At 67.4% G+C, this 22857-nt stretch carries 19 protein-coding genes and 1 riboswitch; of the genes, 11 read left to right on the forward strand and 8 right to left on the reverse strand.

Annotated features, from left to right (window positions below; all coding sequences use genetic code 11):
- The first annotated feature begins 27 nt into the window (after positions 1-27).
- The 3 genes from OXM57_09405 (at position 28) to OXM57_09415 (ending at position 4500) form a co-directional block, all read left to right on the forward strand.
- The gene (locus OXM57_09405) at positions 28-1002 is read left to right on the forward strand and encodes an ABC transporter permease (GenBank protein MDE0352894.1); all 975 of its coding nucleotides are present in this window, start codon (positions 28-30) and stop codon (positions 1000-1002) included.
- Positions 999-1865 carry an ABC transporter permease gene (locus tag OXM57_09410; GenBank protein ID MDE0352895.1) on the forward strand — a complete coding sequence of 289 codons (867 nt, stop codon included), beginning with the start codon at positions 999-1001 and terminating at the stop codon, positions 1863-1865. Before OXM57_09405 ends, OXM57_09410 begins: the two co-directional genes overlap by 4 nt.
- 121 nt (positions 1866-1986) lie before the next feature.
- Positions 1987-4500 (forward strand): PPC domain-containing protein, encoded by a 2514-nt coding sequence (locus OXM57_09415; GenBank protein ID MDE0352896.1) that lies wholly within the window; start codon positions 1987-1989, stop codon positions 4498-4500.
- A gap of 39 nt (positions 4501-4539) precedes the next feature.
- Here the strand turns inward: OXM57_09415 and cobO are convergent, their stop codons facing one another.
- The 4 genes from cobO to OXM57_09435 form a co-directional block, all read right to left on the reverse strand.
- Entirely contained in the window at positions 4540-5106 is a 567-nt protein-coding gene (gene cobO, locus OXM57_09420) for a cob(I)yrinic acid a,c-diamide adenosyltransferase (protein MDE0352897.1), read from the reverse strand.
- Positions 5103-5882 (reverse strand): ABC transporter ATP-binding protein, encoded by a 780-nt coding sequence (locus tag OXM57_09425; protein ID MDE0352898.1) that lies wholly within the window; start codon positions 5880-5882, stop codon positions 5103-5105. The genes cobO and OXM57_09425 overlap by 4 nt, the downstream gene beginning before the upstream one ends.
- The gene (locus OXM57_09430) at positions 5879-6862 is read right to left on the reverse strand and encodes an iron ABC transporter permease (GenBank protein MDE0352899.1); all 984 of its coding nucleotides are present in this window, start codon (positions 6860-6862) and stop codon (positions 5879-5881) included. The genes OXM57_09425 and OXM57_09430 overlap by 4 nt, the downstream gene beginning before the upstream one ends.
- 66 nt (positions 6863-6928) lie before the next feature.
- On the reverse strand, positions 6929-8023 hold the full coding sequence (locus OXM57_09435) for an ABC transporter substrate-binding protein (GenBank protein MDE0352900.1): 1095 nt from the start codon (positions 8021-8023) through the stop codon (positions 6929-6931).
- 87 nt (positions 8024-8110) lie between these two features.
- Positions 8111-8243, reverse strand: a riboswitch (cobalamin riboswitch).
- Positions 8244-8298: 55 nt separating this feature from the next.
- Here OXM57_09435 and cobT point away from each other — a divergent pair.
- The 5 genes from cobT to OXM57_09460 are packed head-to-tail and all read left to right on the forward strand — an operon-like array spanning position 8299 to position 13883.
- The gene (gene cobT / locus OXM57_09440; protein ID MDE0352901.1) at positions 8299-9399 is read left to right on the forward strand and encodes a nicotinate-nucleotide--dimethylbenzimidazole phosphoribosyltransferase; all 1101 of its coding nucleotides are present in this window, start codon (positions 8299-8301) and stop codon (positions 9397-9399) included.
- Positions 9396-10319, forward strand: coding sequence for an adenosylcobinamide-GDP ribazoletransferase (gene cobS / locus OXM57_09445; protein MDE0352902.1), 924 nt, complete (start codon positions 9396-9398; stop codon positions 10317-10319). The genes cobT and cobS overlap by 4 nt, the downstream gene beginning before the upstream one ends.
- A gap of 41 nt (positions 10320-10360) precedes the next feature.
- The gene (gene cbiB / locus OXM57_09450; protein ID MDE0352903.1) at positions 10361-11287 is read left to right on the forward strand and encodes an adenosylcobinamide-phosphate synthase CbiB; all 927 of its coding nucleotides are present in this window, start codon (positions 10361-10363) and stop codon (positions 11285-11287) included.
- A 3-nt stretch (positions 11288-11290) separates the two neighbouring features.
- A complete protein-coding gene (locus tag OXM57_09455) occupies positions 11291-12376 on the forward strand; it encodes a histidinol-phosphate transaminase (GenBank protein ID MDE0352904.1) in 1086 nt (361 codons plus the stop codon).
- Positions 12377-12401: 25 nt separating this feature from the next.
- The gene (locus tag OXM57_09460) at positions 12402-13883 is read left to right on the forward strand and encodes a cobyric acid synthase (GenBank protein ID MDE0352905.1); all 1482 of its coding nucleotides are present in this window, start codon (positions 12402-12404) and stop codon (positions 13881-13883) included.
- Positions 13884-13927: 44 nt separating this feature from the next.
- Here OXM57_09460 and OXM57_09465 read toward each other — a convergent pair whose 3' ends face one another.
- Both OXM57_09465 and OXM57_09470 read right to left on the reverse strand, forming a co-directional pair.
- Entirely contained in the window at positions 13928-14986 is a 1059-nt protein-coding gene (locus OXM57_09465; GenBank protein ID MDE0352906.1) for an S-layer homology domain-containing protein, read from the reverse strand.
- A gap of 50 nt (positions 14987-15036) precedes the next feature.
- Positions 15037-15636 carry a hypothetical protein gene (locus tag OXM57_09470; GenBank protein MDE0352907.1) on the reverse strand — a complete coding sequence of 200 codons (600 nt, stop codon included), beginning with the start codon at positions 15634-15636 and terminating at the stop codon, positions 15037-15039.
- Positions 15637-15838: 202 nt separating this feature from the next.
- On the opposite strand from OXM57_09470, the gene OXM57_09475 reads away from it, so the two are divergent.
- The 3 genes from OXM57_09475 to OXM57_09485 all read left to right on the forward strand — a co-directional run bounded on the left by OXM57_09475 (position 15839) and on the right by OXM57_09485 (position 20965).
- The gene (locus OXM57_09475) at positions 15839-16468 is read left to right on the forward strand and encodes a histidine phosphatase family protein (GenBank protein MDE0352908.1); all 630 of its coding nucleotides are present in this window, start codon (positions 15839-15841) and stop codon (positions 16466-16468) included.
- The gene (gene cobU, locus OXM57_09480) at positions 16461-17051 is read left to right on the forward strand and encodes a bifunctional adenosylcobinamide kinase/adenosylcobinamide-phosphate guanylyltransferase (GenBank protein MDE0352909.1); all 591 of its coding nucleotides are present in this window, start codon (positions 16461-16463) and stop codon (positions 17049-17051) included. Before OXM57_09475 ends, cobU begins: the two co-directional genes overlap by 8 nt.
- Before the next feature lie 191 nt (positions 17052-17242).
- Entirely contained in the window at positions 17243-20965 is a 3723-nt protein-coding gene (locus tag OXM57_09485; GenBank protein ID MDE0352910.1) for a PQQ-binding-like beta-propeller repeat protein, read from the forward strand.
- On the opposite strand, the gene OXM57_09490 is transcribed toward OXM57_09485, so the two are convergent.
- A complete protein-coding gene (locus OXM57_09490) occupies positions 20956-21189 on the reverse strand; it encodes a hypothetical protein (GenBank protein MDE0352911.1) in 234 nt (77 codons plus the stop codon). The two genes, OXM57_09485 and OXM57_09490, sit on opposite strands and share 10 nt — an antisense overlap.
- A gap of 172 nt (positions 21190-21361) precedes the next feature.
- Positions 21362-22666 carry a hypothetical protein gene (locus OXM57_09495; protein MDE0352912.1) on the reverse strand — a complete coding sequence of 435 codons (1305 nt, stop codon included), beginning with the start codon at positions 22664-22666 and terminating at the stop codon, positions 21362-21364.
- Between the last annotated feature and the right edge of the window lie 191 nt (positions 22667-22857).

Raw genomic sequence — 22857 nt, forward strand, 5'->3', positions numbered from 1 at the left:
CAGCGTGCGTGGGGGTGAGTTGACGGGTTGAGACGGCGTCTCGACGTCCGTCGGCTCACCCAGTACGGGGTGGTCGTGGTGGTGGCGGTCACCCTCAACTTCCTGCTGCCCAGGCTCATGCCGGGCAACCCGCTGGTCCTGATCGCCGGGGTGGATGTCGGCCTGCTGAGCCCTGATGAGCGGGCAGAGATCGTGGCGAGGGTGGGCCTGGACGCACCCTTGTGGAAGCAGTACCTCCGCTACTGGGGAGACATACTCACCGGGGACTTCGGGTACTCGTTCCGGTCGAGCCGGCCCATCGTCGACATGATCCTGGACCGGCTTCCGTGGACCTTGCTGATCACGGGGTTGTCGCTGATCGTGTCGGCGGTGGCGGGAGTGATCCTCGGGGCGATCTCGGCGTGGAGGAGGGGGACCAAGGCCGACCTGGGCATGCTCTCGGGGATGATCTCGATCGAGTCGCTGCCTTCCTTCTGGCTCGGCATGCTGCTCATCTCGATCTTCGCCGTCCAGTGGGGCGTGCTGCCGTCGTCCCATGCGGTGACCCCCGCTTCCGGTCTGGTCGGGTGGGCCCACACGTGGGACATCATCAGCCACGCCATCCTGCCGGTGGTCACCCTCTCCATCCTGGCGACGCCCGGTGTGTACATGACGATGCGCTATTCGATGCTGGAAACGCTGGGGGAGGACTACATCCGCACCGCACGGGCCAAGGGCGCCGGCGAGCGGCGGGTGCTGTTCGGGCACGTGGCCCGCAACACGATCGCACCGGTGGTGACCGTTCTCGCCCTCCGTCTCGGGTTCGCCTTCGGAGGCACCGTGATAGTCGAGACGGTGTTCACCTACCCAGGACTGGGACGTCTGGTGTTCGAAGCGGTCTCAGGGCGTGACTATCCGGTGATGCAGGCGGCCTTCCTGGTGTTCACGGCGGCGGTGCTGGCGTGCAACCTTCTGGCCGACCTGCTGTATCCGCTGATCGATCCGAGGACCAGGACCCCATGACGGGCGCCGGCAGCCGAGAGCGGGCGGCGCGGCGCACCGCCCGGCGGCGTTCCCGCATCCCCACCCTGTTCGGGCTGACCGGTGGACTGATCGTGGGGGTCCTCGTGTGCGGAGCGGTGTTCGCCCCCTGGCTAGCGCCCTACGACCCGACCGAGCGAGTGGCCAGACCCTTCCTGTTCCCCAGCTCGGAGCACCTGCTCGGCACGAACGACATCGGCCAGGACCTGCTCTCGGAGATGATCTTCGGGGCACGCGTGTCGTTGACGATTGGGATAGTCGCGGCCGCCGTGGCCCTCCTGATCGGAACCACGGTCGGGGTGGTGGCGGGCTACTACCCGAAACGTCTGGGCTCGGCCATGATGCGAGGCGTCGACGTGATCCTGATCCTGCCGTTCCTGCCCCTGCTGATCGTGCTGGCCGCCTATCTCGGACGGAGCCTTCTCAACACCATCGTGGTGATCGGGGTGCTCATCTGGGCGGAGCCGGCCCGGATCATCCGCTCGCAGGTCCTGTCGCTCAGATCGCGGGAGTACGTGCTGGCGGCCCGGTCGATGGGGGCGCCCGACCGCTGGACGATCCTGCGGCACATCGTTCCCCGGACGGGGCTACTCGCCACGGGATCGTTCGTGCGGGCGGTTTCGAGCGCGATCCTCCTGGAGGCCGCCCTCAGCTTCCTCGGCCTCGGGGATCCCATCCAGAAGAGCTGGGGTTCCACCCTGTTCTGGGCCCAGGCCAGAGGCGCCTTCCTGACCCCTGCCTGGAAATGGTGGGTGCTACCGCCCGGACTCCTGATCATGCTGGCCTCGCTCGGCTTCGCCCTGATCGCCTTCTCCCTAGAGGAACGGATCAACCCGCGGCTGTAGCGGCCGGTAGTTGGTGGATCGGTGGCCATCGGCTCCCTGGCTACCATCAACGCCCGGTATTCAAGGTGTTCGGGTGCCCGCAGCACCCATCTGACAGCTATCCGAAGCAAGGGGGTTCGAGATGGAACGAGTCCTGGCCGGCAGGCCTGGAGCGCACCGGTTGGGGCGGGCCTTCATCGCCCTCACCCTGGTGGCGAGCGTCCTCGCCCTGCCGGGGTCGGGAGCCGTGCTGGGGCAGGAGTCGGCGGACTGCGAGGTCACAGACCTCGGGACGTTGGGCGACAACAGGTTGGAGGCGGCCGGGCACTGGACGACCGAGGACTGCGATTCACGGTTCCGCGCCGGCAGCGACGCCCGCACCTACAGGTTCGAGGTCACTACGGCAGGACGGGTCAGGATCGAGCTGACATCCGCCGGGGCGGACCCCTACCTCTACCTGCTCGCCGAGGACGGTACCCGCATCGTCGGCAACGACGACGGCGGTGCCGGGCTGGACAGCCGCGTCGAGAGAGACCTGCTGCCCGGCGTGTACATGATCGAGGCCACGACGGTAGGGGGCCGGAGCCGGGGACCGGCGGACTTCGCCATCTCGGTCAGTTACGTATCCGGTTGCGAGCCGGTGCACCTCGGGACGCTGGGAGCGGGCGCCGACCTGACCGCATCCGGATCCTGGACTCTCGACACCTGCGGGTCCCGTTTCGTTGTCGAGCATCCGGCTCACGGCTACACGTTCAACCTCGAGCAGGCCGGTCGCGTTCGTATCGACCTGGCGTCGGAGGATGGCGATCCTGTCCTGTCCCTGGCGTCGCTGGCGGGCGGCATAATCGGAGCCAACGACGATGGCGGGGAGAGTCGCAACGCCCGCATCGTCCGATACTTGCAGGCCGGCGTCTACTTCATCGAGGCGACCACCTACCTGGAGCGCGACTACCAACCCCTGCGATCCGATTTCGACCTCACGGTCCACCTAGTGGACGAGCAGGCGGAGCAGGAACGAGCCCGGTTGAAGATCGAGGAGGTGCGGGTCCCGGCGGAGGTGGTGGCGGGCGATCCGTTCCTCGTCGAGTACCGGGCCGGGAACCTCGGCGGCGACCTCGCCCCCGGCGGCTACGCCGTGCTGTACGTGGTAGGCCCCCGCGTGTTCAAGCGCCACAGATCTGTTGCGGGGCATTGGCAAGCCGGAGTCTCGTATCACTCCGGGTCGGATGCGGCTAGCCCGGGCAGCACTTCGATTAGCGAGGTTGCTCCGTTCGAGGTCAGTTTCTTCCGGTCCGGCCCCACCTGGGTGTTCGTGGGGGTCGTCACCTACGACCGCGCGGGCAACGAGATCGGGTTCCACGGTCAGTGGCAGAACCTGTTCGTTCTGAGCGGTCCCACGTTCGAAGCCGTAGACGTGCGTGTAGACGGCGCCAGGTACACGGTGGCCGCGGAAGCCGACAGCGACGGGGAGGTTACGACCGAGGTGAAGTCCGCCACGGACCCGGCCGCAGAGGTTGATGCGGAGGTTCGGCTCAGGGCGATCTATGCGGCCGGGGTGCGAACCCAGTTGCTGGATGGCCTATTCGAGCGGCCGGAGATAGCGGCGCTGCCGGAGGAGGCACACCCGACCGCGGTCACGGTGGCGAACCTGTCGACCAACACGCTCCGTGAGGCGTTCGCGCAGCGATACGCCTCCGTAGTCGGGGCATCGGGGATGATCGACTCGCTGGAAGCCGGAGAAGCGCTCAACCCGATCACGATCGAGGAGTCGGTGCTGCAGGTAGCCGATGCGGCCTCTTCCGAGTTCGCGTGGATGGCGTCCTCGTGGCGCTCGCTCCTCAGGCGGATCGAGAACGGAGCGGCGCTGTCGTTCGAGGATGCGCTGGAGGCTCACTCCCAGGTCGCCTATGCCGAAAGCGTCGTGGCGGCGGCGGTGACGGCGGGAGGGATCGTCACCGCGGCCCGGACCGCCGAAGAGGGATGGAAGGATCCCGGCGTCCGGGAGATGATGGCGGAGGCGCGCTGCCACCCGGGCTCGAAGGCCCTGCGCGACGCGCTCGAAGCGGCTGACATCGCCGACCTCGAAGGGCTAGTAGCTCTCGACGCCGAGATGCGGGCCCTCCGGCCCATCCATGGACTGTCGGTCGACAGCGCGCTGTGCGGGGTGACGACGGCCGGTACAGCGAACCAACGGTTCCTGCGACGCCTGTCGATCTCTCACAGCCCCGAGCTTCGAACGATGCTCGGCCTTCACACGCCTTCCGCTCCGGCGTCGAGTCCGGCTCCCCATCGGCTGCGTATCATCGCCCGGCTGGGCGAGGACGGCAGCTTGGAGCACGGCGTCGAGCTTGCCGGCGGTCGCCAAGTCCTGCCGCCCGAGCGCTTCCTGCGCGAAGACGTACCGACCGGCCGATGGCAGGTCAGCGGTGACGTGGAGGTGCGGGGGGACTCGATCGGGAGGATCCGGGCCCGGCGCGTTGCCGGCGGCCGGACCGAGCTGGGATTCATCGGCACCGATGGGGAGACCATCATCCCCGACATTCGCTACCTGCCGACCGACCTGCCGGTGGGTGTCTGGTTCCGCAGCAGCGAGATCAAGGTACCCGTAGCGACGTCGATGGATCCGGCCCCCTCTACCGAGGAGTCGAAGGAGTAGGCGGTTCGCCGGTCGGTGGCCACGAGCTCCTGGCCACTGCTAGAAGTCGATGCCGCGTATGGCGCGGATTCCCTGGTCGTAGGCATGCTTGACCAGGGTCATCTCGGTGACGGTGTCGGCGATCTCGATCAGGCCGGCGGGAGCGTCGCGGCCCGTTACGACCACGTTGACGTCGGCGGGTCGGTTGGCGATCGTGGAGACCACCTCCTTTTCGTCGATCCAGCCCCAGTTGATGGGGTAGGTGATCTCGTCCAGGACCACGAGGCGGTGCTTGCCCTCCTCGATCCGCATTCTCGCCAGGCGCCAGACATCACGGTTCAGTTCGGCGGAGCGGTCTAGGTCCTCGCTGTCCCAGGAGAAGCCGTCGCCGCCCACGTCCCAGTCGACTCCGAGCCGATGGCCCATCTTCTCCTCGCCCACCTTCCACTTGCCGGACTTGATGAACTGCACCACGGCCACCTGCCAGTTGCGGGCCACCGATCGCATCACCATGCCCATGGCGGCCGTGCTCTTGCCCTTGCCGTCGCCGGTGTTGACGATGACCACCGATGGTGCTCGTCTGGTTTCTGGCCGGCGGGGATCTTCTGTTCGGGGAGCTTCGCTCATCTGGCACCGTTCCTGATCGGGAGGACGGCAACGCCACTGTTGACGCTGACCACCTCGACGTTGGCTTGGTAGAACTCTCTTATGTACTCGGCGGTGAGGACCTGGGCTGCAGGACCGTCAGCGACCACCCGGCCGCCGGCCATGAGCAGGAGGCGGTCGGCGAACTGCCCGGCGAGGGTCAGGTCGTGCATGGCGGTGATGATCGTCATGGGGCGCTCCTCGCGCAGGTAGCCGATCAACTCCAGGGCGTTCTGTCCCTGCCCGATGTCGAGAGCGCCGGTGGGTTCATCCAGCAGCAGGATGTCGGCCTGCTGGGCGATCGCCCTCGCCAGAACCACCCGGCGGCGCTCCCCTCCGCTGAGCGCGGACATGCTGCGGTTGGCGAACGGCTCGAGGTCGAGCAGGGCCAGGGCCGAAGCGGCCACCGTCAGGTCGCCGCGGCCCTCGGTACCGAGGTAGGGGAGGTGGGGCGTCCTGCCCAGCAGGACGTATTCGGTCACCGTCATGCCCGGAGGGATCACCGGCTCCTGGGGAACGAACGCCACGCAGCGGGCCCGGTCGCGGTGGCGGAGCGACCCGGCGTCTACTCCCCGCAGCAGGATGGATCCCGTGTGCTCCACGAGCCCGGCGATCGCCTTGAGCAATGTCGACTTGCCGGCGCCGTTCGGCCCCAGCAGCCCCAGCCACTCGCCTGCGTTCACGTCAAGGCTCAGCTCCCTGAGCACGGGCGCGCCGGGCCGGTAGGAGACCGATAGGCGGTCGATGACCACGCTCATGCCACGTACCGCCGGCTGGTGCGTAGCACGACCATGAAGAACGGAGCTCCGACGAAGGCGGTAATGACCCCGATCGGGAGCTCCGCCGGGCTGGCCACGGTACGGGCGGCCAGGTCGGCAAGGATTAAGAACGCCGCCCCGGCCACGGCCGATATGGGTATCAGGGATCGGTAACTGACGCCTACGAGCAGCCTGATGGTATGGGGGATCACGATGCCTACGAACCCGATCAGCCCGCTCACCGCCACGGCCGCGGCCGTGGCCAGCGTGGCGAGAACCACTACCGTGGTCCTCACCCGTAGGGCTGAGATGCCCAGGCTGTCCACCTCCTCGTCCCCCACGCTCATGACGTCCAGCAACCGCCTGTGCAACACCAGCCCGGCGCCGCAGACGACCGCATACGGGACCAGAACCAGCACCTCACGCCATCCGGTAGTCGCCAGCAGGCCGAGGATCCATGAGTAGACCTGGCGGATTGTGTCGGCGTTGCGCTGCAGGATGTAGGTCTGGACGGCTGTGAAGAAGGCGGCCACCGCCACTCCGGCCAGGATGAGCGAGACCGCGCTCCGCCCTCCCATCGAACGGCCCACCGCATAGGTCAGGGCAACGGCGACCGAGGCGCCGACGAAGGCGGCGAGCGGGAGCAGTGAAGAGCCGGCCCCCGGAACCAGGGCGATCACCACCGTAGCCCCGAGACCGCCGCCGGCGGCTACCCCGAGGAGGTAGGGATCGGCCAGAGGATTCCGGAAGACGCCCTGGTAGGAAGCTCCGGCCAGGGATAGAAGGCCTCCCACGAGGCCCCCGAGAGCCACCCTGGGAAGGCGGATCTCCCAGATGATGGCCTGCTGGATCGACGAGAGCGTCGAGGGCCTCCCGGCCAGGCCGGCGCCGAGCAGCTCGTTGATCACCTGCCCCGGGCCTATTCCGGCGGGTCCGACCGTGATCCCGGCCAGCACCGCGCCCAGGAGCACCGCCAGCATCGTGGCCAGCCACCCCCACCGGAGGCGGACAGGCTCGAGACCGGTAGCCGGTTCGCCCATCGATGCTCAACCCGCCTCGGACAGGGTTTGGAGGGTCTGTCCGATGAGCCTGACGAACTCGATCAACCTCGGTCCCCAACGGCTGGAGATGTCGTCGTCGACCTCGAACAGGTACCCGTTGCGGACTGCCTGCAGCTCGTCCCAGCCGGGCCGTTCGGAGATGGAGTCGGCGCTGGTCCCGCACCAGATCGCGCAGCCGTAGAAGATGATGTCGGGATCCGCCTCGAGGATGTACTCGGCGGACAGCTGCGGGTAGCCGTACCCGTCGGGATCGGCCGCATCCGCGATGTTCTCCAGCCCGAACAGGCCGTAGACGGTGCCGATGAAGGTACTGGAGGTGGCGGAGAAGAAGGTGTCCGAGATCTCGTGGTAGAAGGTGAGGCCGAGGCCGGGGTCGGCGTACCGGTCGACGAGACCGGCGATCTCGTCCTGTATGGAGGCCACGAGTTGCTCGGCCGCGCCGGAGTGTCCCGTGGCCGCCCCCGTCTGGCGCATCTGGCGGTAGGCGTCGTCCAGGCTTAGCGCAGCTTCGTGGATGAGTACCGGGATGCCCAGCGCCTCGAGGCCGGACGCTATCTCCTCGGGGTTCCCGGACATCACCACCAGGTCCGGTCCGTAGGCGGCGATCGCTTCGAGGTTGGGACGGAAACCGCTGAGTTCGGTGACCGGCGCCTCGGGCGGGTAGTTCGAGAACTCGTCCACCGCGATCACCTGGTCTCCGGCCCCGACCGCGAACAGCATCTCGGTCGCCGTGGGCGACAGCGAGACGATGGCTGCCGGCCGCTCCGGAATGACAACTCCTGCGACGGTGACCGGGAAGGCGGGCGCCTCGGTGGTCGATGTGGTCGGAGCCACGGTGGTCGTCGTGGTGGGTGCTTCCGTGGTGGTCGGGGCGGCTGTCGTTGTTGGTTCCGCAGCCGTCGTCGTGGGAGAAGCGGTCGTCGTTGTGGCAGCCGTGGTCGTCGTTGCCTGGGTCGTCGGACTCGTAGGAGCCGCCGTCGTCTCAGGCTGGGTGGTGGTGTCCTGGGTCTCACCGCCGCATGCGCCTGCGACCAGGAGCAGAGCGGCAAGGAGCAGTTGAAGTAGGTGTTTTCCTCGCAAAAAAACATCCTCCTTGAATCAGGGAGGATGAAGAGAGATCGTCGGGTTCCTGGGCGGGAACCTGCACGACCAACCCTTCCTCCGAGAGCTGATACGCGACCATGGGTCAGGCGTCCTGGCTCGTCCTCACCCGGAGGGGGAGGCTTGACAGTTGCGGGACAGCGCCGGACTCACACCGGACTTCGCTGGTCCCCATGGCACCCGGTTGTCTCTCCGGGCCGAGACGTACTATAGCGGTCGGCGGTCCGAGGTGATTCCCTGAAGAGGTTGTGCCCATGAACGACGCTATAGCCCTATCGGAGATCCTCGAGCGGATCGGCCCTGCCGATGCCAAGGCGATGCGAAGCGCCGAGGCGAGGCAGATGAACCTGACCAAGCCCCCCGGCAGCCTCGGCCGGCTGGAGCACGTCTCGGTACAGCTGGCCGGGATCTTCGCCGCGGAACGGCCGGCGATCCGGGGCAAGGCGGTGATAGTTGCGGCCGGCGACCACGGCGTGGTCGCCCAAGGAGTCACGGGTTACCCGCAGGCGGTGACCGTCCAGATGGTTCGGAACTTCCTGGCGGGCGGTGCGGCAATCAGCGTCATGGCGCGCTTGGGGGGCGTGCGCCAGGTAGTCGTGGATGCGGGGATCGCGGCGGCCCGGCTCCCCGACCAGCCCGGACTCCGGAACCTGCGGATCGGGCGTGGAACGGCCGACATGAGCCGGGGGCCGGCCATGTCCAGAGAGCAAGCGGTCCGCTGCCTCGAGGCCGGCGCGGCCCTGGCCAGGGAGGTTGCGGTGTCGGGCGCGGACCTGATAGCGGCCGGGGACATGGGCATCGGCAATACCACCGCTTCCAGCGCCATCACTGCCGCATTGACCGGTAGGCCCGCCTCCGAGACAACGGGGGTAGGCACCGGTCGCAGCCCCGAGGAGCTACGCCATAAGGCGTCCGTGGTCGCGCGGGCGTTGGAGGTCAACGCCCCGGACCCGGGCGACCCGGTCGGCGTGCTTGCCAAGGTGGGCGGGTTCGAGATCGGCGTGCTCGCCGGAGTGGTGCTGGGGGCGGCCTCCGAGCGGCGGGCGGTCGTGCTCGACGGGTTCATCTCGGGAGCGGCCGCTCTCATCGCCTACGGCCTGAGCCCGGCGGTCCGTGACTACCTGATCGCCTCCCACCGCTCCGCCGAGAAGGGCCACGGCGCCGTGCTGGCCCACATGCGACTCGATCCCCTCCTGGACCTGGGGATGCGACTTGGGGAGGGAACCGGCGCGGTCCTGGCCATGGGCATCATCGAAGCCGCCGCGGCCTGCCTAGGCGGGATGGCCACCTTCGGGGAGGCGGGCGTCTCGGACCGCACCGCCGATAATCCGGTGTTGGAAGAGGCAGGGGGATGAAGGGACTACGTGCCGCCATCGGCTTCCTGACCATCCTCCCCGCCGGGGCGCGGACTTCCACGGCCGGGCTGTCGAAGGCGCCGGCCTGGTTCCCGGTCGTGGGCCTCCTGCTGGGGGTGTCCGTCGCGGTGGTGGACGTGTTGTTCCGCCTGGCATATGTGATCCCCTGGTCCCCGACGGGTGTCCCCGAACTCGAGTCCATCCTGACCGGGCTCCGGGGTGCCCCGTTTTTCCTGGAGTTCGAGGCGGGCGGAGCGACGCCGGGTGTCCACGGGCTGGTGGGGTTCCAGGAGATTCCGGTCCTACTGGAGGGGGTGGTGCTCGTAGCCGTCCTGGCGCTACTGACGCGCTGTCTCCACCTGGACGGCTTGATGGACACCTGCGATGCCCTGGCGGGTGGGCACGACCGGGAGCGGCGGCTGGAGATTCTGAGGGATCCCCACGTTGGCGCCTTCGGGGTCGTCGCTGTCGTCCTCCTCCTGTTCGCCAAAGTCTCCGCGCTGGCCGCGCTACCCGGCGAGAGCCGGCTCTGGACGATCGTGCTGGTTCCCTGCCTGTCCCGTTGGGCCATCCTGGTCGTGATGGACCGGTTCCCCTACGTGCGGCAAGAGGGCCTCGGTGCGCCGTTCCTCCGCGGCGGCAGCCGGCGGAGCCTGGTGGTCGGTTCGGCCGTAGCCCTGTTGGCAACCGTGATCCTGACGGGTCCGGTTGGTTTACTGCTGGGGCTGGCGGCGGGCCTCGTCGCCTGGGCGGTCGGAGCGTGGGCGAAGCGACGCATCGGCGGCGTCACGGGTGACATCTACGGCGCAGCATGCGAAACGAGCGAAGCCGTGGTGCTCGCGCTGGCGGTGGTTCTCACCCAGCGAGATTCGGGGGCGCTCGTTTCACCGTTTCTCGCTCTCCTTGGCATGACTGTCTGAGGCCGGGCCGGATGTGGTGGGGCGATTGGCGTATTGAAGCGGTGACCCTGGTCGTCGCGATCCTGGTGGACCTGGTAGCCCGGGAGGCGCCGTCCGCCATCCACCCGGTGGTCTGGATGGGCAAGCTGATCGCGTGGCTCGAACGACTCTCGCCCGGTCCCGATCGCATGTGGCCCTCGCTGGTCGCCGGCGTCGGGATGGCCGTCCTCGTGCCCGCCGTTGCCGGCGGCGTTGCCTGGCTCGCCACCTCTGCCCTACGCCAGTTCGGACCGATCGCCTATGTGTTGGTGGGGTCCGTCCTGCTCAGCACCACGTTCGCGGTCAGGGAACTGGGGCGTGCGGCCAACAGGACCCGCTCGGCCATGGAGTCGGGGGATGGGGAGGGTGCCCGGCGGAGCCTGCGCAGCCTGGTCAGCCGCGATACGCGGGCGCTGGCGCCCCCTCTGGTGGCGATGGCGGCCATCGAGTCCGTGGCGGAGAACACCACGGACAGCTTCGTCGGGCCGTGGCTGGCCTTCGCCCTGTTCGGCCTTCCGGGCGCCTTCGCCTACCGGGCGATCAACACCCTGGACAGCATGATCGGCTACCGGGGCAGGTACGAGTACCTTGGCAAGGCCGCTGCCAGGCTCGACGATCTGGTCAACCTGATCCCGGCCCGGCTGAGCGCTCTGTTGATGCTGGTGGCGGGCAGATTGCTCTGCGGGCTTCCGGCCGCCCGTGGCCGGCAGGTCGCCGTCCGGGACCGTAGGTCGACGGCGAGCCCGAACGCGGGCTGGACGATCGGCGCGGCGGCCGGGCTGCTGGGGGTGGTGCTCGAGAAACCCGGTCACTACCGGATCGGGGATGGGCTGAGGGGTCCCGGTCACTCCGACATCGGCGCCGCTGTACGGCTCGGGTACGCGGTGTCGGCGGCGGCGTTGCCGGTGATGGTTGGCGTGCTCGCCCTCCGCGGATGGGTGTGGGGATAGCGGGTGCCGGACTCCCGCCCGGTCCATGGCGGTCTGGACATCGCCGAACTGGAGGCTCTCGGTCTGCGCCCCGACGAGGTGGTGGACTTCAGCGCCAGCATCAACCCCCTTGGCATCTCCCGGCGGGTGACCGAGGCTATCCGGAGGGTCGACCTGTCCGCCTACCCGGATCCCGAGTGCACCGAACTGCGTGACGCTCTGAGCGCGCATCTCGGAGTTCCACCGGACCGCATCCTGGTGGGAAACGGATCGACGGAACTGATCCACCTCGTCACGAGCGCCCGGCTCCGCCGGGGTGGCCCCGCCGCCGTCTTCGCCCCGACCTTCGGCGAGTACGAGGCGGCCTGCCGCCTCCACCTGGTCGAGCCCCTTCCCATCCGGGCCGCCCCCGGAAGGGAGTTCCGCTGGGACATAGCGGAAGTCACGCATCTCCTTGCTGAGCTGCAGCCCAAGCTGGTCTTCATCTGCAACCCCAACAACCCGACCGGAACGTATCTGGAACGGAACGAGGTCGAGGCCTGTGCCCGGGCGGTGGGTGACAGTGGGCTGCTGGTGCTGGACGAGGCCTACGCGTCCTTCGTGGACGAGCGCTGGGATACGGCGCCCCTGCTGGAGACCGGCAACGTGGCGTTGGTTCGCTCCATGACCAAGCAGCACGGGCTCCCCGGCCTGCGGCTGGGGTACATGGTGGCGCCGGCCCGGATGGTGCGGGAAGTGAGGCGTTTCCAGTACACGTGGAGCGTGAACGCGGTCGCCCAGGCGGCGGGCGTTGCCGCCCTGGACGACCCGGACCACGTGGAGAAGGGCCGATCGGTCGTAAGGGCCGCCCGCGAGTACCTGGTGCGAGAGGTTCGTGGCCTCGGCCTGGCGTGTACGCCCCCGAGTGCCAACTTCCTGCTGGTCGAGGTCGGAAACGCCACGGCCCTCCGCCTTGAGCTACTGAGACGCCACCGCGTCTGCGTCCGCGACTGCACGTCGTTCGGTATGCCCGGCCACATCCGGATAGGCGTGAGAGGGATACAGGACAGCCACCGCCTGATCGATGCCTTGACCGACGTCCTCGGTCGATCGTTGACCTCTGTCCACTGACCGCCGACAGATAACCTGTCCGTCCATGCGCGCCATCATGATCCAGGGGACCGCCTCGAGCGCCGGCAAGTCCCTGATCGTGGCAGGGCTCTGCCGTCTTGCCGTCCGGCGGGGCATGACCGTGTCCCCCTTCAAGCCCCAGAACATGTCCAACAACGCTGCGGCGTGTCCGGGCGGTGGCGAGATCGGCCGCGCCCAGGCCCTACAGGCCCGCGCCGCGGGGGTCCCGGCGCGCCCGGATCTGAACCCGGTCCTGATCAAGCCGCAGTCCGACCGTACGGCCCAGTTGATCGTCCGCGGGGAGCCATACGGTCTCCTCGAACCGGGTGACTACATCGGTGACCGCGGCGGGTTGCTCGACGTGGTCATCGACAGCTTCAACGGGCTGGTCGCCACCCACGACCTCGTGATCGTGGAGGGTGCAGGGAGCCCGGCCGAGACCAACCTCCGCAACCATGACATCGCCAACATGGGCTTCGCCCGCCGGGCCGGCGTGCCGGTCTGCATCGTCGGCGACATCGACCGGGGCGGGGTGATCGCCTCGCTCGTGGGCACCCACGCGGTGCTTGACCCGGCCGATGCGGCGATGGTGGCCGGGTTCGTGGTCAACAAGTTCCGGGGAGCCCGTCGCATTTTCGCACCCGGCGTGGAACTGATCGAGAGGCGCACCGGCTGGAAGTGCTTCGGCGTGGTCCCCTGGATAGCCGCGGCGGCCCGCCTGCCCTCGGAGGACGCGGTGGCCCTGCCCGAATCGGTTGCCTCGGCGACCCGGTCCTCGGGCGATCCGGACCCCCTCCGGGTGGCGGTTCCCCTGCTCGGCCGCATCGCCAACCACGACGACCTCGATCCCCTCCTCTCGGAGCCCGGCGTGGAGTGCCTGCTCATCCGGCCGGGCCGACCGATCCCGAGGGATGTCGACCTCATCCTGCTACCGGGCACCAAGTCGACGATCGGCGATCTGGACTTCTGCAGGGAGCAGGGGTGGGACCACGACATCATCGCCCATGCCCGCGGGGGCGGACGGGTATTCGGCATCTGCGGCGGGATGCAGATGCTGGGGCGGGCGGTCCACGACCCGAACGGTGTGGACGGACCCGCCCGCAGCGTGGCGGGTTTCGGACTGCTCGAAATCGAGACCACCATGGCGGACACCAAGATCGTCCGGGAGGCTGCGGGCCGGTGCGCTCTGTCCGGTGCGTCCGTCCACGGCTACGAGATCCACAACGGGCGGGTCACCGGTCCCGATCTGGACCGGCCGATGCTGCACATTACCCACGGCCCCGACGGCGCGCAGAGCCCGAACGGACGGGTCGGAGGGGTCCATCTCCACGGGCTGTTCAACAGCGACGGATACCGGCGGGCCTGGCTGGCTCGCCTCGGCGCATCCGCCGACCCCGACCTCGAGTTTGCGACGGTGGTGGAGGAAGCCCTCGACGAGGTGGCTTCGGCCCTGGAGGACGCAATCGACGTTGACGCGCTGTTCGGCGCGTCCCTGGTCCCGCGTTAGGCGGCGCCGGTCATTCTGGTCGTTCTGGGGAGAGGGCCGGCGACCTAGCCCGTAGAAAAGTCTGCTGTCTGGACGCGGTGTAGGAAGGTGGCCAATTGCCCGCGGGTGGTGTCGCGGCCGGGACAGAACATCCTGCCGTCGGCGTCGCATCCCTGCGTGATGCCGGACGCCGCGAGCTTGGCCACGTCAGCCGCGTACCAGGCGTCGTCCGCCACATCGGTGAAGCCGGGGGCGGGCCCGTCGGGCAGGCGGTAGGCGCGGGACAGGAACGCTGCTGCCTGCGCCCGGGACACGGTGCGGTCCGGGCAGAACCCGCTCCCGTCGCCGCATCCGGCGGTCACGCCCAGCTCCGCCAGCCGCTCGATGAACCGAGCGTGGAAAACGGGCGGGTCCACGTCGTCGAACCGCGACTGTGTGACCGGCTCGGGATCCTCTCCGTCGAGAACGCGGACCATCCACACCGCCAAGGTCTTGCGGGCTACCGGCGCCGAGGGGCACAACCCCTCCTCGCACAGCGTGCCGCTCAGGACCGCCCCCGCGTGAAGGTTGGCGACCGGTGTCGCGTAATAGGCATCGACCGGCACGTCGCAGAACCTCGCGTCCTGCGGATCGCCCGCTCCGCCGAAACCGCCCCGCAGACACTCCTGGGGCACGGGGCGCACCACGACCTCGCCGGCGCCACCGACAGGCCTCGATACCCGATCGGAGTCCTGGACCACCCCGCGGAGGGCATACTTTCCCGCGGTGTACGGCGCCCGCACCGTGTACCAGAAGGTGACCGACTCGGCCAGGTCGAGGTTCAGCAACAGGAACCTGATCGTTCGGTTCGCGACCGTGACCGCCGGCTCCGGCAGGTTCGAATCCACCAGGGTCCAGCCCTCGGGCAATACCTCGCTGACCCTTCCGTAGCGCCCGAACCCCCGCACCTCGACAGTCACTACCACCTCGCCGCCGGGATCCACCGACGCCACATCCAGGATCCGCACCGCGGTGTGTGCGTCCGCAGCCGCCGGCGCCGGTACCAGAGCCAGGGCGACGACCGCCAGGGCCAGCGCTGCCGGCCCTCTCCTAGCGATGGGCCTTCGCCATGTCCCCCCGGTCACGCGACGCCCGCTGACTCCTCGCCGGCCGGGTGCTCAACCCTCACAGACCATCACCCGGGGGGAGCGAGATCCGGGTTCGCCTCCCTCCAATGGGCCGGACGGCAGGCCCATTCTTGTGGCCATCCGCCCTGGGGACCCAGCGTCGGGTCGTTCAGATAATGCGGGTTGTTTCGCCACGCCGTCTTCCCGGAGCCATCCCTGTGGCGGCCTTCATGACGGGAGACGCAATAGTCACCGCTGGGCCAGTGGTACTCATCCGTCCAGTCACGATAAGTGGGTATCTGGACCAGGGCCCACGTGTTCGTCGCTGTATCGCAGAAGTACATCAGACGCGAGAAGATCATTTCAGGCGTGAGGGGCGGCTGGCGCCTCCCACCGCACGTCTCGAGTATGCCCCTCTGGTCGTACCGGCCCGGGCGAGTGTCATCGCCAAATGGTGACGGTGGCCCACCCCTCGGCTTATCGAGTTCCTCTTCGATTCTCCTGATCAGTTCGGCCGAACTTATCCTTCTGTTGAAGTAGCCGGCTAATGCGTCGTAGACAGCTTCCTCGTCATAGGCAGGCTCCTCCCCCTGGGCATGCGCGACGGTGGCCGGGGCGAGAGGCAGGAGCAGGACGAGCACAACATGGAACCCGATAATGCGTCTCATGACCAGACCTCCTGTCGCGCCGACGATGGACTGTAGCGTGAAGATCGAGTGCACATCGTGGCCCACAGGCTGTATTTCTCTATACAGACCCGTGTGCAGGACCTCGCAAGCTCGTATTCGCTCCGGGGGTGCGCCATGGGCAGGTCGCGACGTGCCCATTGGCGGCAAGGGGTTGGCTCAGAGGCAGTCCGGATGACGCACCGTGCATAGATGGTTCCTCGTGCGCCACGGTGAGACGGAGTGGAACCGGGTGGGGCGGGCACAGGGCCAAGCGGATCCACCCCTGAACCAGGCGGGCCGGGAACAGGCGGAGGCGGTGGCGGTCCGGTTGGCCCCGGTCACCTTCGAGGCGGCCTACTCGAGCGACCTGCGCCGGGCGGCGGATACGGCCCTGCCCGCCATGCGCGGCCGGGACACCCCGATCGTCTACCGGCAGGACCTGAGGGAGAAGAGCTTCGGCGAGTGGGAGGGGATGACTTACGAGGAGCTGCGACTCCGGTACCCCGCCATGCTGGAGGAGTTGTTCGACGAGCGGCCGGCGTTCGCTCCCCCGGGAGGGGAGAGCGACCTGGAGCTGTTCGCCCGGGCATCCGCCGCCGTGGCCCGGATCGCGGCACGGCACGCCGGAACCGATGGGAACATCCTGGTGGTTTCCCATGGAGGCACCCTGCGCGCCATGATTGTCTCGATGCTCGGGCTGCCGGTCGAATCGATGTGGAGACTCCGGCTGTCGAACGCCGGGCTGTCCGCAGTCACCGTGTTCGACGAGGGCGGAGCGACCATCGACCTGCTCAACGACACCAGCCATCTCGGGCCGGGCTTCGATGTCTGACAATTCGAACAGTACGGCCACCCGCCCGCATGAGCTCGTACTCGTCCTCGGCGGGGCTCGCTCCGGAAAGAGCACCATGGCGGAACGCATGGCGCGGGACGGGGAGCGGGTGCTTTTCATCGCCACCGCCGAAGCCCTCGACGAGGCGATGCAGCGGCGCATCGCCGCCCACCGTCGCCACCGGCCGGAGCGCTGGGACACCCTCGAGGAGCCCATCCACGTCACCAGGGCCGTCCAGCCGCTCGTCGATCGCTACGACACCTTCGTCCTCGACTGCCTGACCCTGTGGGTGAGCAACCTCCTCCTCCAGGACGAGCACGCCTCCGATACCGAGGGCGCGGTCCTCGAGGCGATGGGGCGCCTGCTCGACCTGATAGACGCGGCGGGCGGCAGGTGGATCCTGGTCAGCAACGAGGTCGGCCAGGGCATAGTGCCCGCATCACCGCTCGGAAGGAACTACCGGGATGTGCTGGGCCGCGTGAACCAGTTGGTCGCGTCAAGGGCGGACAAGGCCTACCTGTTGGTGGCCGGCCTGGGCTTGGAGCTCAAGTCCCTCGCGGATCAGTCACGGGGCGCAGGCTAGCGGCCCTCTTGGTCCTGGCCGTCCACCGCGCCCGAGGGGTTCCATACTCCCTTGAACCCGGCCCCGCTCAGCCGATTCGTAGAGATATCACCACAATCGGGTTCTACGAGTGGGTTTCTATTCACTCAGCGAAGTAACCTGGAGCGAACACGCCCGTTGCTCGTAGTGGGCGAGCACAAGGAGAGGCAACCGTGACCCGGCGACGTGGTGGGGGGCTGCGAACAGCGTCTGCGTTGCTCGCTCTTTGCCTCATTGCTGTCGCGTGCTCCGGAGGAGGATCCGACGACGAGACCGGTGCGGGCGCGGCCAGGACGCCAGGCACCGGTACGCCGCTACTAGACATCGGCAGCGACACCACTTGGAGGGACCTTGTCGAGGCCGTTGCGGGGGAGGACGAGGCCGGGTGCGCCGACAGCGCCTACGAGGACGACGGCCTTGACAGCTTTCTGGACACGCCGGTTCTCGGGCCAGGGGGCTTCGAAGGCTGGCCGCTTGTCGGCACCGAGTTGCTGGGCATCGGCATCGGCGGAGACCGCTGGCCGCACGAGTCCTGGCGATGCCTGTCGGATCGCAACGCGACTGCGGTGTATCTCAGCGCGTTGATCCAGGAGGAGGAGCTCGACGTCGCGGCTATGACCGGCTGGGATCGGGAATGCATCTCGCAGCTCCCGCACGACGCTCTCCTTTCCGGGACTGCAGCGAGAGTGCTCAAGAGCGAGCACGAGTTCGTGGCGCCCGACGTTTCGGAGTTCTTCGAGGAGTTCGACGAAGTGGTGGTGAGTCGCTTGTTCTGGTGCGTTTCCGACTTGGCCGGCACGGTGCTGGAGTACCTGGTCGATAGCTCCTACGGCGGGGAGCTCAACGACGCGGATCTCCGATGCATGACGCACGCCGCGCTCGATGCCGCACGCGAACCCGATGTCGACCGCGACGAGCTGTATGTCGCGCTCACGTCCGACGACTTCATCCGCGACGGCACAGAATTCGGCGCCTTGGTCGCCATCCTTTGGGCGGGCGCCGACGCCTGCCTGGGCGAAGACGACGGAGTTGACCTCGCCGATGAGGTCGACGAGGCCGGTCCGGCCGGAGAGGCCGACCACGAGGATGGAGCTGATCCTGCCGAGGAGGTCGGCGAACTGGCGGGTGTCACGGCCGTTGCCGTGTGGGAAGGAACCGTCGACTCCACCTGGGCCGACCTGTTCGACCGATTCTCGGACGCGGAATGGTCGTGTTTCCTCGAGGCGTTCGACTACGACGATGAACTCATCACCTGGCTCCTCGAGTTGCCGATCGCGTTGATCTTTGAATTGTCGGAGTGGATGGAGGGTGTCTTCGGGTGCCTCGGGCGCGAGTCGGCAGCGTACGCATCCGTCGCCATGCTCGCTGATGACCTGACCTTGACGCGGGGTTTGTCGCTTGATCCAGCCGCCGGCGAGTGCTTGCGCGCCGCGTTCGTCGAACTCGACATGGCAACCGTGTGGCGTTTGTATGCCAACCCGGAGGACTTGGAATCGGAACTGGCCGAGAGCTTCGACGCCGCGCTGTGGCGGTGCCTGCCGGACCAGGGGTCGGAAGGACTGTCGGGAGATACGGCCGACCCGCAGGCCCCCCGGCTCTGGGAGACGGTCGTCAACTCGACCGGATCACCCGTAGCGGTCGCGCCGACCGTCATCGACAACGTGGTGCTGGCGAGCGACTACTCCGGCGGCGTGTGGGCGCTCGACAGCGCCGGCGGCGAGCCTCTATGGGTGTTCGACCACGGCGGGCATATCAGCGTCCCACCAAGCGGCGCCGAGACAGTGGTGCTCATCAGCGGTGGGAGCACGCACTCCGCTCTCGACGCTCGGACGGGCTGGGTGCAGTGGCAGTGGCCGAGGAGCGGCTCGACGCGCGGCAGGCCGGCGTTCGCCGCCGGGGTCGTCTTCATCAACGAGACCGGTTCGTCGTTCAGTTCGACGGTCACCGCGATCGATCTGGCGACGGGCACGCCGGTATGGGCCTCCGAAGTGCGCACCAGCGAACTGCCGCTCCTGTTTCCCCTGGCCGTGGCCGGCGACCGGGTCCTCGTGTCCGACGACACGACGATGCACGCGCTCGACATCGAGACCGGAGCGGCCGTCTGGTCCGCCGGGGTGAGCCCCGGCGCGCAGGTGGCGTTCTCATCCGGCACGGTCGCCGTGATGGGAACCGTCGACCCCGCAGAGATCGATGACACATGGAGGTCTGAGCCGATCTCGTGCCTAAGCGGCAGTGCGACCGCGTATTGCGCAGTGGCGCGGGACGCAGCCTCGGGCACAATGCTGTGGGCCTTCGAATACGTAGAGGACGTGGTCGGTCATGCTGCTGTGCCCGGAACCGTAGATGGCGCATTCCTCGTAACCGGCGGCGGTCTCTTGCACGCCGGGGACGCACGTTCGGGCAGGGCGTTGTGGTCCGCACCCGTCAGCTTGCTGCTCGGCACGCCATTTGCCGCCGGCGAGTCGATCTTCGTCGTGGACTTGTTCGAGGGCCTGTTGGCGCTCGATGCGGTCACGGGCGCACAGAAATGGGCGCTGGCGGTCGAGGGCTCAGGCCCGATGGCGCTCGAGGACGGCGTGCTGTACCTGGGATCGTCGCAGCAGGAGGTCCACGCCATCGACGCCGAACTCGGGGAACTGCTGTGGACGTCCCGGGCCGTCTTCGCCGACGGTGATCAGCGCGCCTTCGCAATCCACGACGGCATGGTCTTCGTGGGATTCCAAGACAACGAAGCAGGCGGCGTCCGCGCCCTGGCAGCGCCCGCAACCGGGACCGATGAGCGAAGTCCCACGCCTTCGGACAGGCCCGAGGCGACTTCAGCTGTGGAAGCGAGAGGCAACTTCGAGACTCTCCTGGGCCTGATTCCTGCCACTCAGGAGGCATGTGAGTGGGCAATCCTCAACGATTATGCGCGGGCTCGAGACGCCCACGGCATAGCGTTGCCCGGCGGTCAGGCCACCATCGAGGATTTGGAGGAGTACATACGACATTTCTCCACTACCGCGTACTTTGCGTGGGGTCCTTGGTTGAGCGGATATAGCGACCTTTATCTTCATGCCCTAGAACTCCAACCATATTGGGGTTACGATGTGAGACACGTAGACCAAAGCATTGAGTCCGACCCCATATCTTGTCGACCGGGCCATTTTGAGGTAGTTGTAGGTCGCTTCAGCCCGGGGAAGGTTGAAGGTGCCGCGACCAGCTGTACCGAGTGCCCTGATATAGACAGAGAAAGATACAAAGGAATCGAGTTTTTGACGTGGGGCGAGGACTACGTACACAACTATGCGGAGGTATTGCGGCCCCCATTCTTCGATGTCCTTGGGCGGCTTGGCCGGGTCGCTGTGTTGGACTCCTACATCTTCCGCACGTTGGGGACGGAGGAAATGAGGGCTCTGATCCGTGCCCAGTCAGGCGAATCAGATACCCTGGCTGACGACTCGGATATGGCTTTGGTCGCCAGAACATTGGATGGCCTGGGAGCTTATTCCGCATTGCTTAGCGGGAACGCGGAAGTCCTTGATGCAAGAGATCTCTACGGATGCGATTTCACATGTAGTTACGAGGAAATTGAGGCGGCGCGGGCACACTTCAACACTGCACCTCTGGATGAGTACGATGCTCTGGGTTCTGGTATTGGCGTCGACAGCAGCGGACTGTTCATTAGCATCGTCTTCGTATACGGGGACCAAGACACGGCAGAGCGCAATGTGCAAGCCTTCAGGAAGAGGCTGGACACTTGGTCCGCTCGGTCCGGTCAGCGGTGGACCGACATATTCCCCGAAACAAACGTGTGGCATGAGGGTCGGACCTTGATCTCAAAGCTCCGCTCAGAGTTAGCACCGATCTGGCAGGAGATAGTGTTGACGTTAGATCCGCTGTTGCTCTATAGATAAACTGGCACGTGTTTCAGGCACACTTGGTTGCCATGTAGCTCTCCGTCGATCGCTACGACGCCTTCGTACTCGACTGCCTGACCCTGTGGATGAGCAACCTCCTCCTCGAGGACGAGCAAGCCTCCGATGCCGAGGGCGCGGTCCTCGAGGAGGTCGGGCGCCTGCTCGACCTGATAGACGCCGCGCGCGGCAGGTGGATCCTGGTCAGCAACGAGGTCGGCCAAGGCATCGTGCCCACATCTCCGCTTGGGAGGGAGTACCGGGACGTGCTGGGACGGGCCAATCTACTGGTCGCATCCCGGGCAGATAAGGCCTACCTGATGGTGGCGGGCCTGGCCTTGGAGCTCAAGTCGCTAGCGGGTTCGTCGCCGGGTCCAGATTGGCGCGAGCGTTCTCCTATACGTCCGGGCCATCTGGGTCGAGAGGTTTGGGTGGTACGTACTGTCCGTCGTGCACCGTCCGGTTGCCGAGTGGTCGGGATAGTTCGATGGTCACCGGGGTGGATGGGTTGCCTTGGCACGTGAACCCCTGTTCGTTGGGGCGGATGGCTGCGAAAGCGACGATCACCGCGGTGTCGGTTTCTACCACCTGGGGGCCTTGCAGAGCGTCGCCCATCTCGCGGCCGCTGGCGCACGCCGCCTCGGTGACCAAGAGGTCGAGGGTGGTGCTGTCGGGGCCGGGCAGGGAGTCGGGGTCTAGGCGTACCTCGACCCGGTTGAGGCCGTCGGGGAGCGCCACGATGGGTTCACAGGGACGGCCTGAGCCCATTCCGCCGAGTATCCACTTGTCGCCGCGGCGCTCGAAATCGGCGTAGCCGAAACCGTCCGGCGAGAGAGCCGCGAAAGCGGCCAGGTCGTCTTCAATGCTGATGACCACCCACCGTCCGTGAGGCATCGGCTCGCCGCCCTGCGACCCGAGTTCGGCGCGCAGGGCGTCGACCGCCGGATGATCGACCTCGTCGATGGAGGGCGGATCGACGAGTCGCGAGTAGCGCACCGGCGGAAGGCCCCGACAGGTGACCAGAGGATCCTCGGTGCGCAGGTCGGGGATCACGTCCAACGGCCCGCTGGGCGGCTCGGGGGCGTAGTAGACCGAAACGCAGACAGCCGTAGGGTCAGGGACGATCCGTGTGAGTTGGTCGAGGGTTCCCTCGGGCGGGTTGAACAAGTCGAGGCTCACCCGGTTCTGGGTGATTGAGAGACCTGATCCCACCGAGCGGTCAAAGTCCAGACCGGACACGGCGGCCATGATCTGGTGCTGTATGGCCTCCAGGTGGGCCTGGGTGAAGCGAACCTGCACCACGTCGATCGTCACGTCGTCACGCTCGCCAAGACGGCCCGTTTCACCGTTCGATGTCTCGTTGGAGGGTGGAGCCAGCGCCAGGATCGCCTCTCGGTGGGCCTCAGCATCGTCAGTGACCGCCACCACCACCGCCCGGCTGTACCGATCGATCCATAACCCCCCGTAGACGTCAGCATGCTCGTCGCTGTAAGTGCCGAGCACGTCCATCACCACCGGATCAGGGTTCGCGCGGGCTCCCAGGTTCCCCTCCAAGCGCGACGCTAGGGTCGGCACGTCCTCGCAGCGCTCAAGCCCAACCTGATCGTCGCCCCGTACCACGAGGACCGCTGCAACAACCCCCAACGTCAGCGCCGCTGCCAGGATGACAAGTAGCCTGGCCCGGCGCCTGCGGCCACCCACCTCAGATCACCCGCCTTTCCGTCAGTCGATTGGTCGACCAAACTCGAACGATCAGCAGGGAGTCCAACCTGCCGCATCGACCACCGTAGCCCTTTGTTCGTCGCAATGTTGGTCTACCACCATCGTGCCCGCGATCCTCTCGTGCCACCCGCGCCGGTCTGGAGACGGCCGGGCTCTGTGCGCTCCGGAAG

It is taken from the genome of bacterium (assembly GCA_028820935.1).
Taxonomy (GTDB): domain Bacteria; phylum Actinomycetota; class Acidimicrobiia; order Spongiisociales; family Spongiisociaceae; genus Spongiisocius.

What these genes read in the sequence shown, in the direction of transcription:
- OXM57_09410 (MDE0352895.1), top strand. Translation starts at nt 999, where the DNA reads ATGACGGGCGCCGGCAGCCGAGAGCGGGCGGCGCGGCGCACCGCCCGG.
- OXM57_09415 (MDE0352896.1), top strand. Translation starts at nt 1,987, where the DNA reads ATGGAACGAGTCCTGGCCGGCAGGCCTGGAGCGCACCGGTTGGGGCGG.
- cobO (MDE0352897.1), bottom strand. Translation starts at nt 5,106, where the DNA reads ATGAGCGAAGCTCCCCGAACAGAAGATCCCCGCCGGCCAGAAACCAGA.
- OXM57_09425 (MDE0352898.1), bottom strand. Translation starts at nt 5,882, where the DNA reads ATGAGCGTGGTCATCGACCGCCTATCGGTCTCCTACCGGCCCGGCGCG.
- OXM57_09430 (MDE0352899.1), bottom strand. Translation starts at nt 6,862, where the DNA reads ATGCTGGCGGTGCTCCTGGGCGCGGTGCTGGCCGGGATCACGGTCGGA.
- cobT (MDE0352901.1), top strand. Translation starts at nt 8,299, where the DNA reads ATGAACGACGCTATAGCCCTATCGGAGATCCTCGAGCGGATCGGCCCT.
- cobS (MDE0352902.1), top strand. Translation starts at nt 9,396, where the DNA reads ATGAAGGGACTACGTGCCGCCATCGGCTTCCTGACCATCCTCCCCGCC.
- OXM57_09460 (MDE0352905.1), top strand. Translation starts at nt 12,402, where the DNA reads ATGCGCGCCATCATGATCCAGGGGACCGCCTCGAGCGCCGGCAAGTCC.
- OXM57_09470 (MDE0352907.1), bottom strand. Translation starts at nt 15,636, where the DNA reads ATGAGACGCATTATCGGGTTCCATGTTGTGCTCGTCCTGCTCCTGCCT.
- cobU (MDE0352909.1), top strand. Translation starts at nt 16,461, where the DNA reads ATGTCTGACAATTCGAACAGTACGGCCACCCGCCCGCATGAGCTCGTA.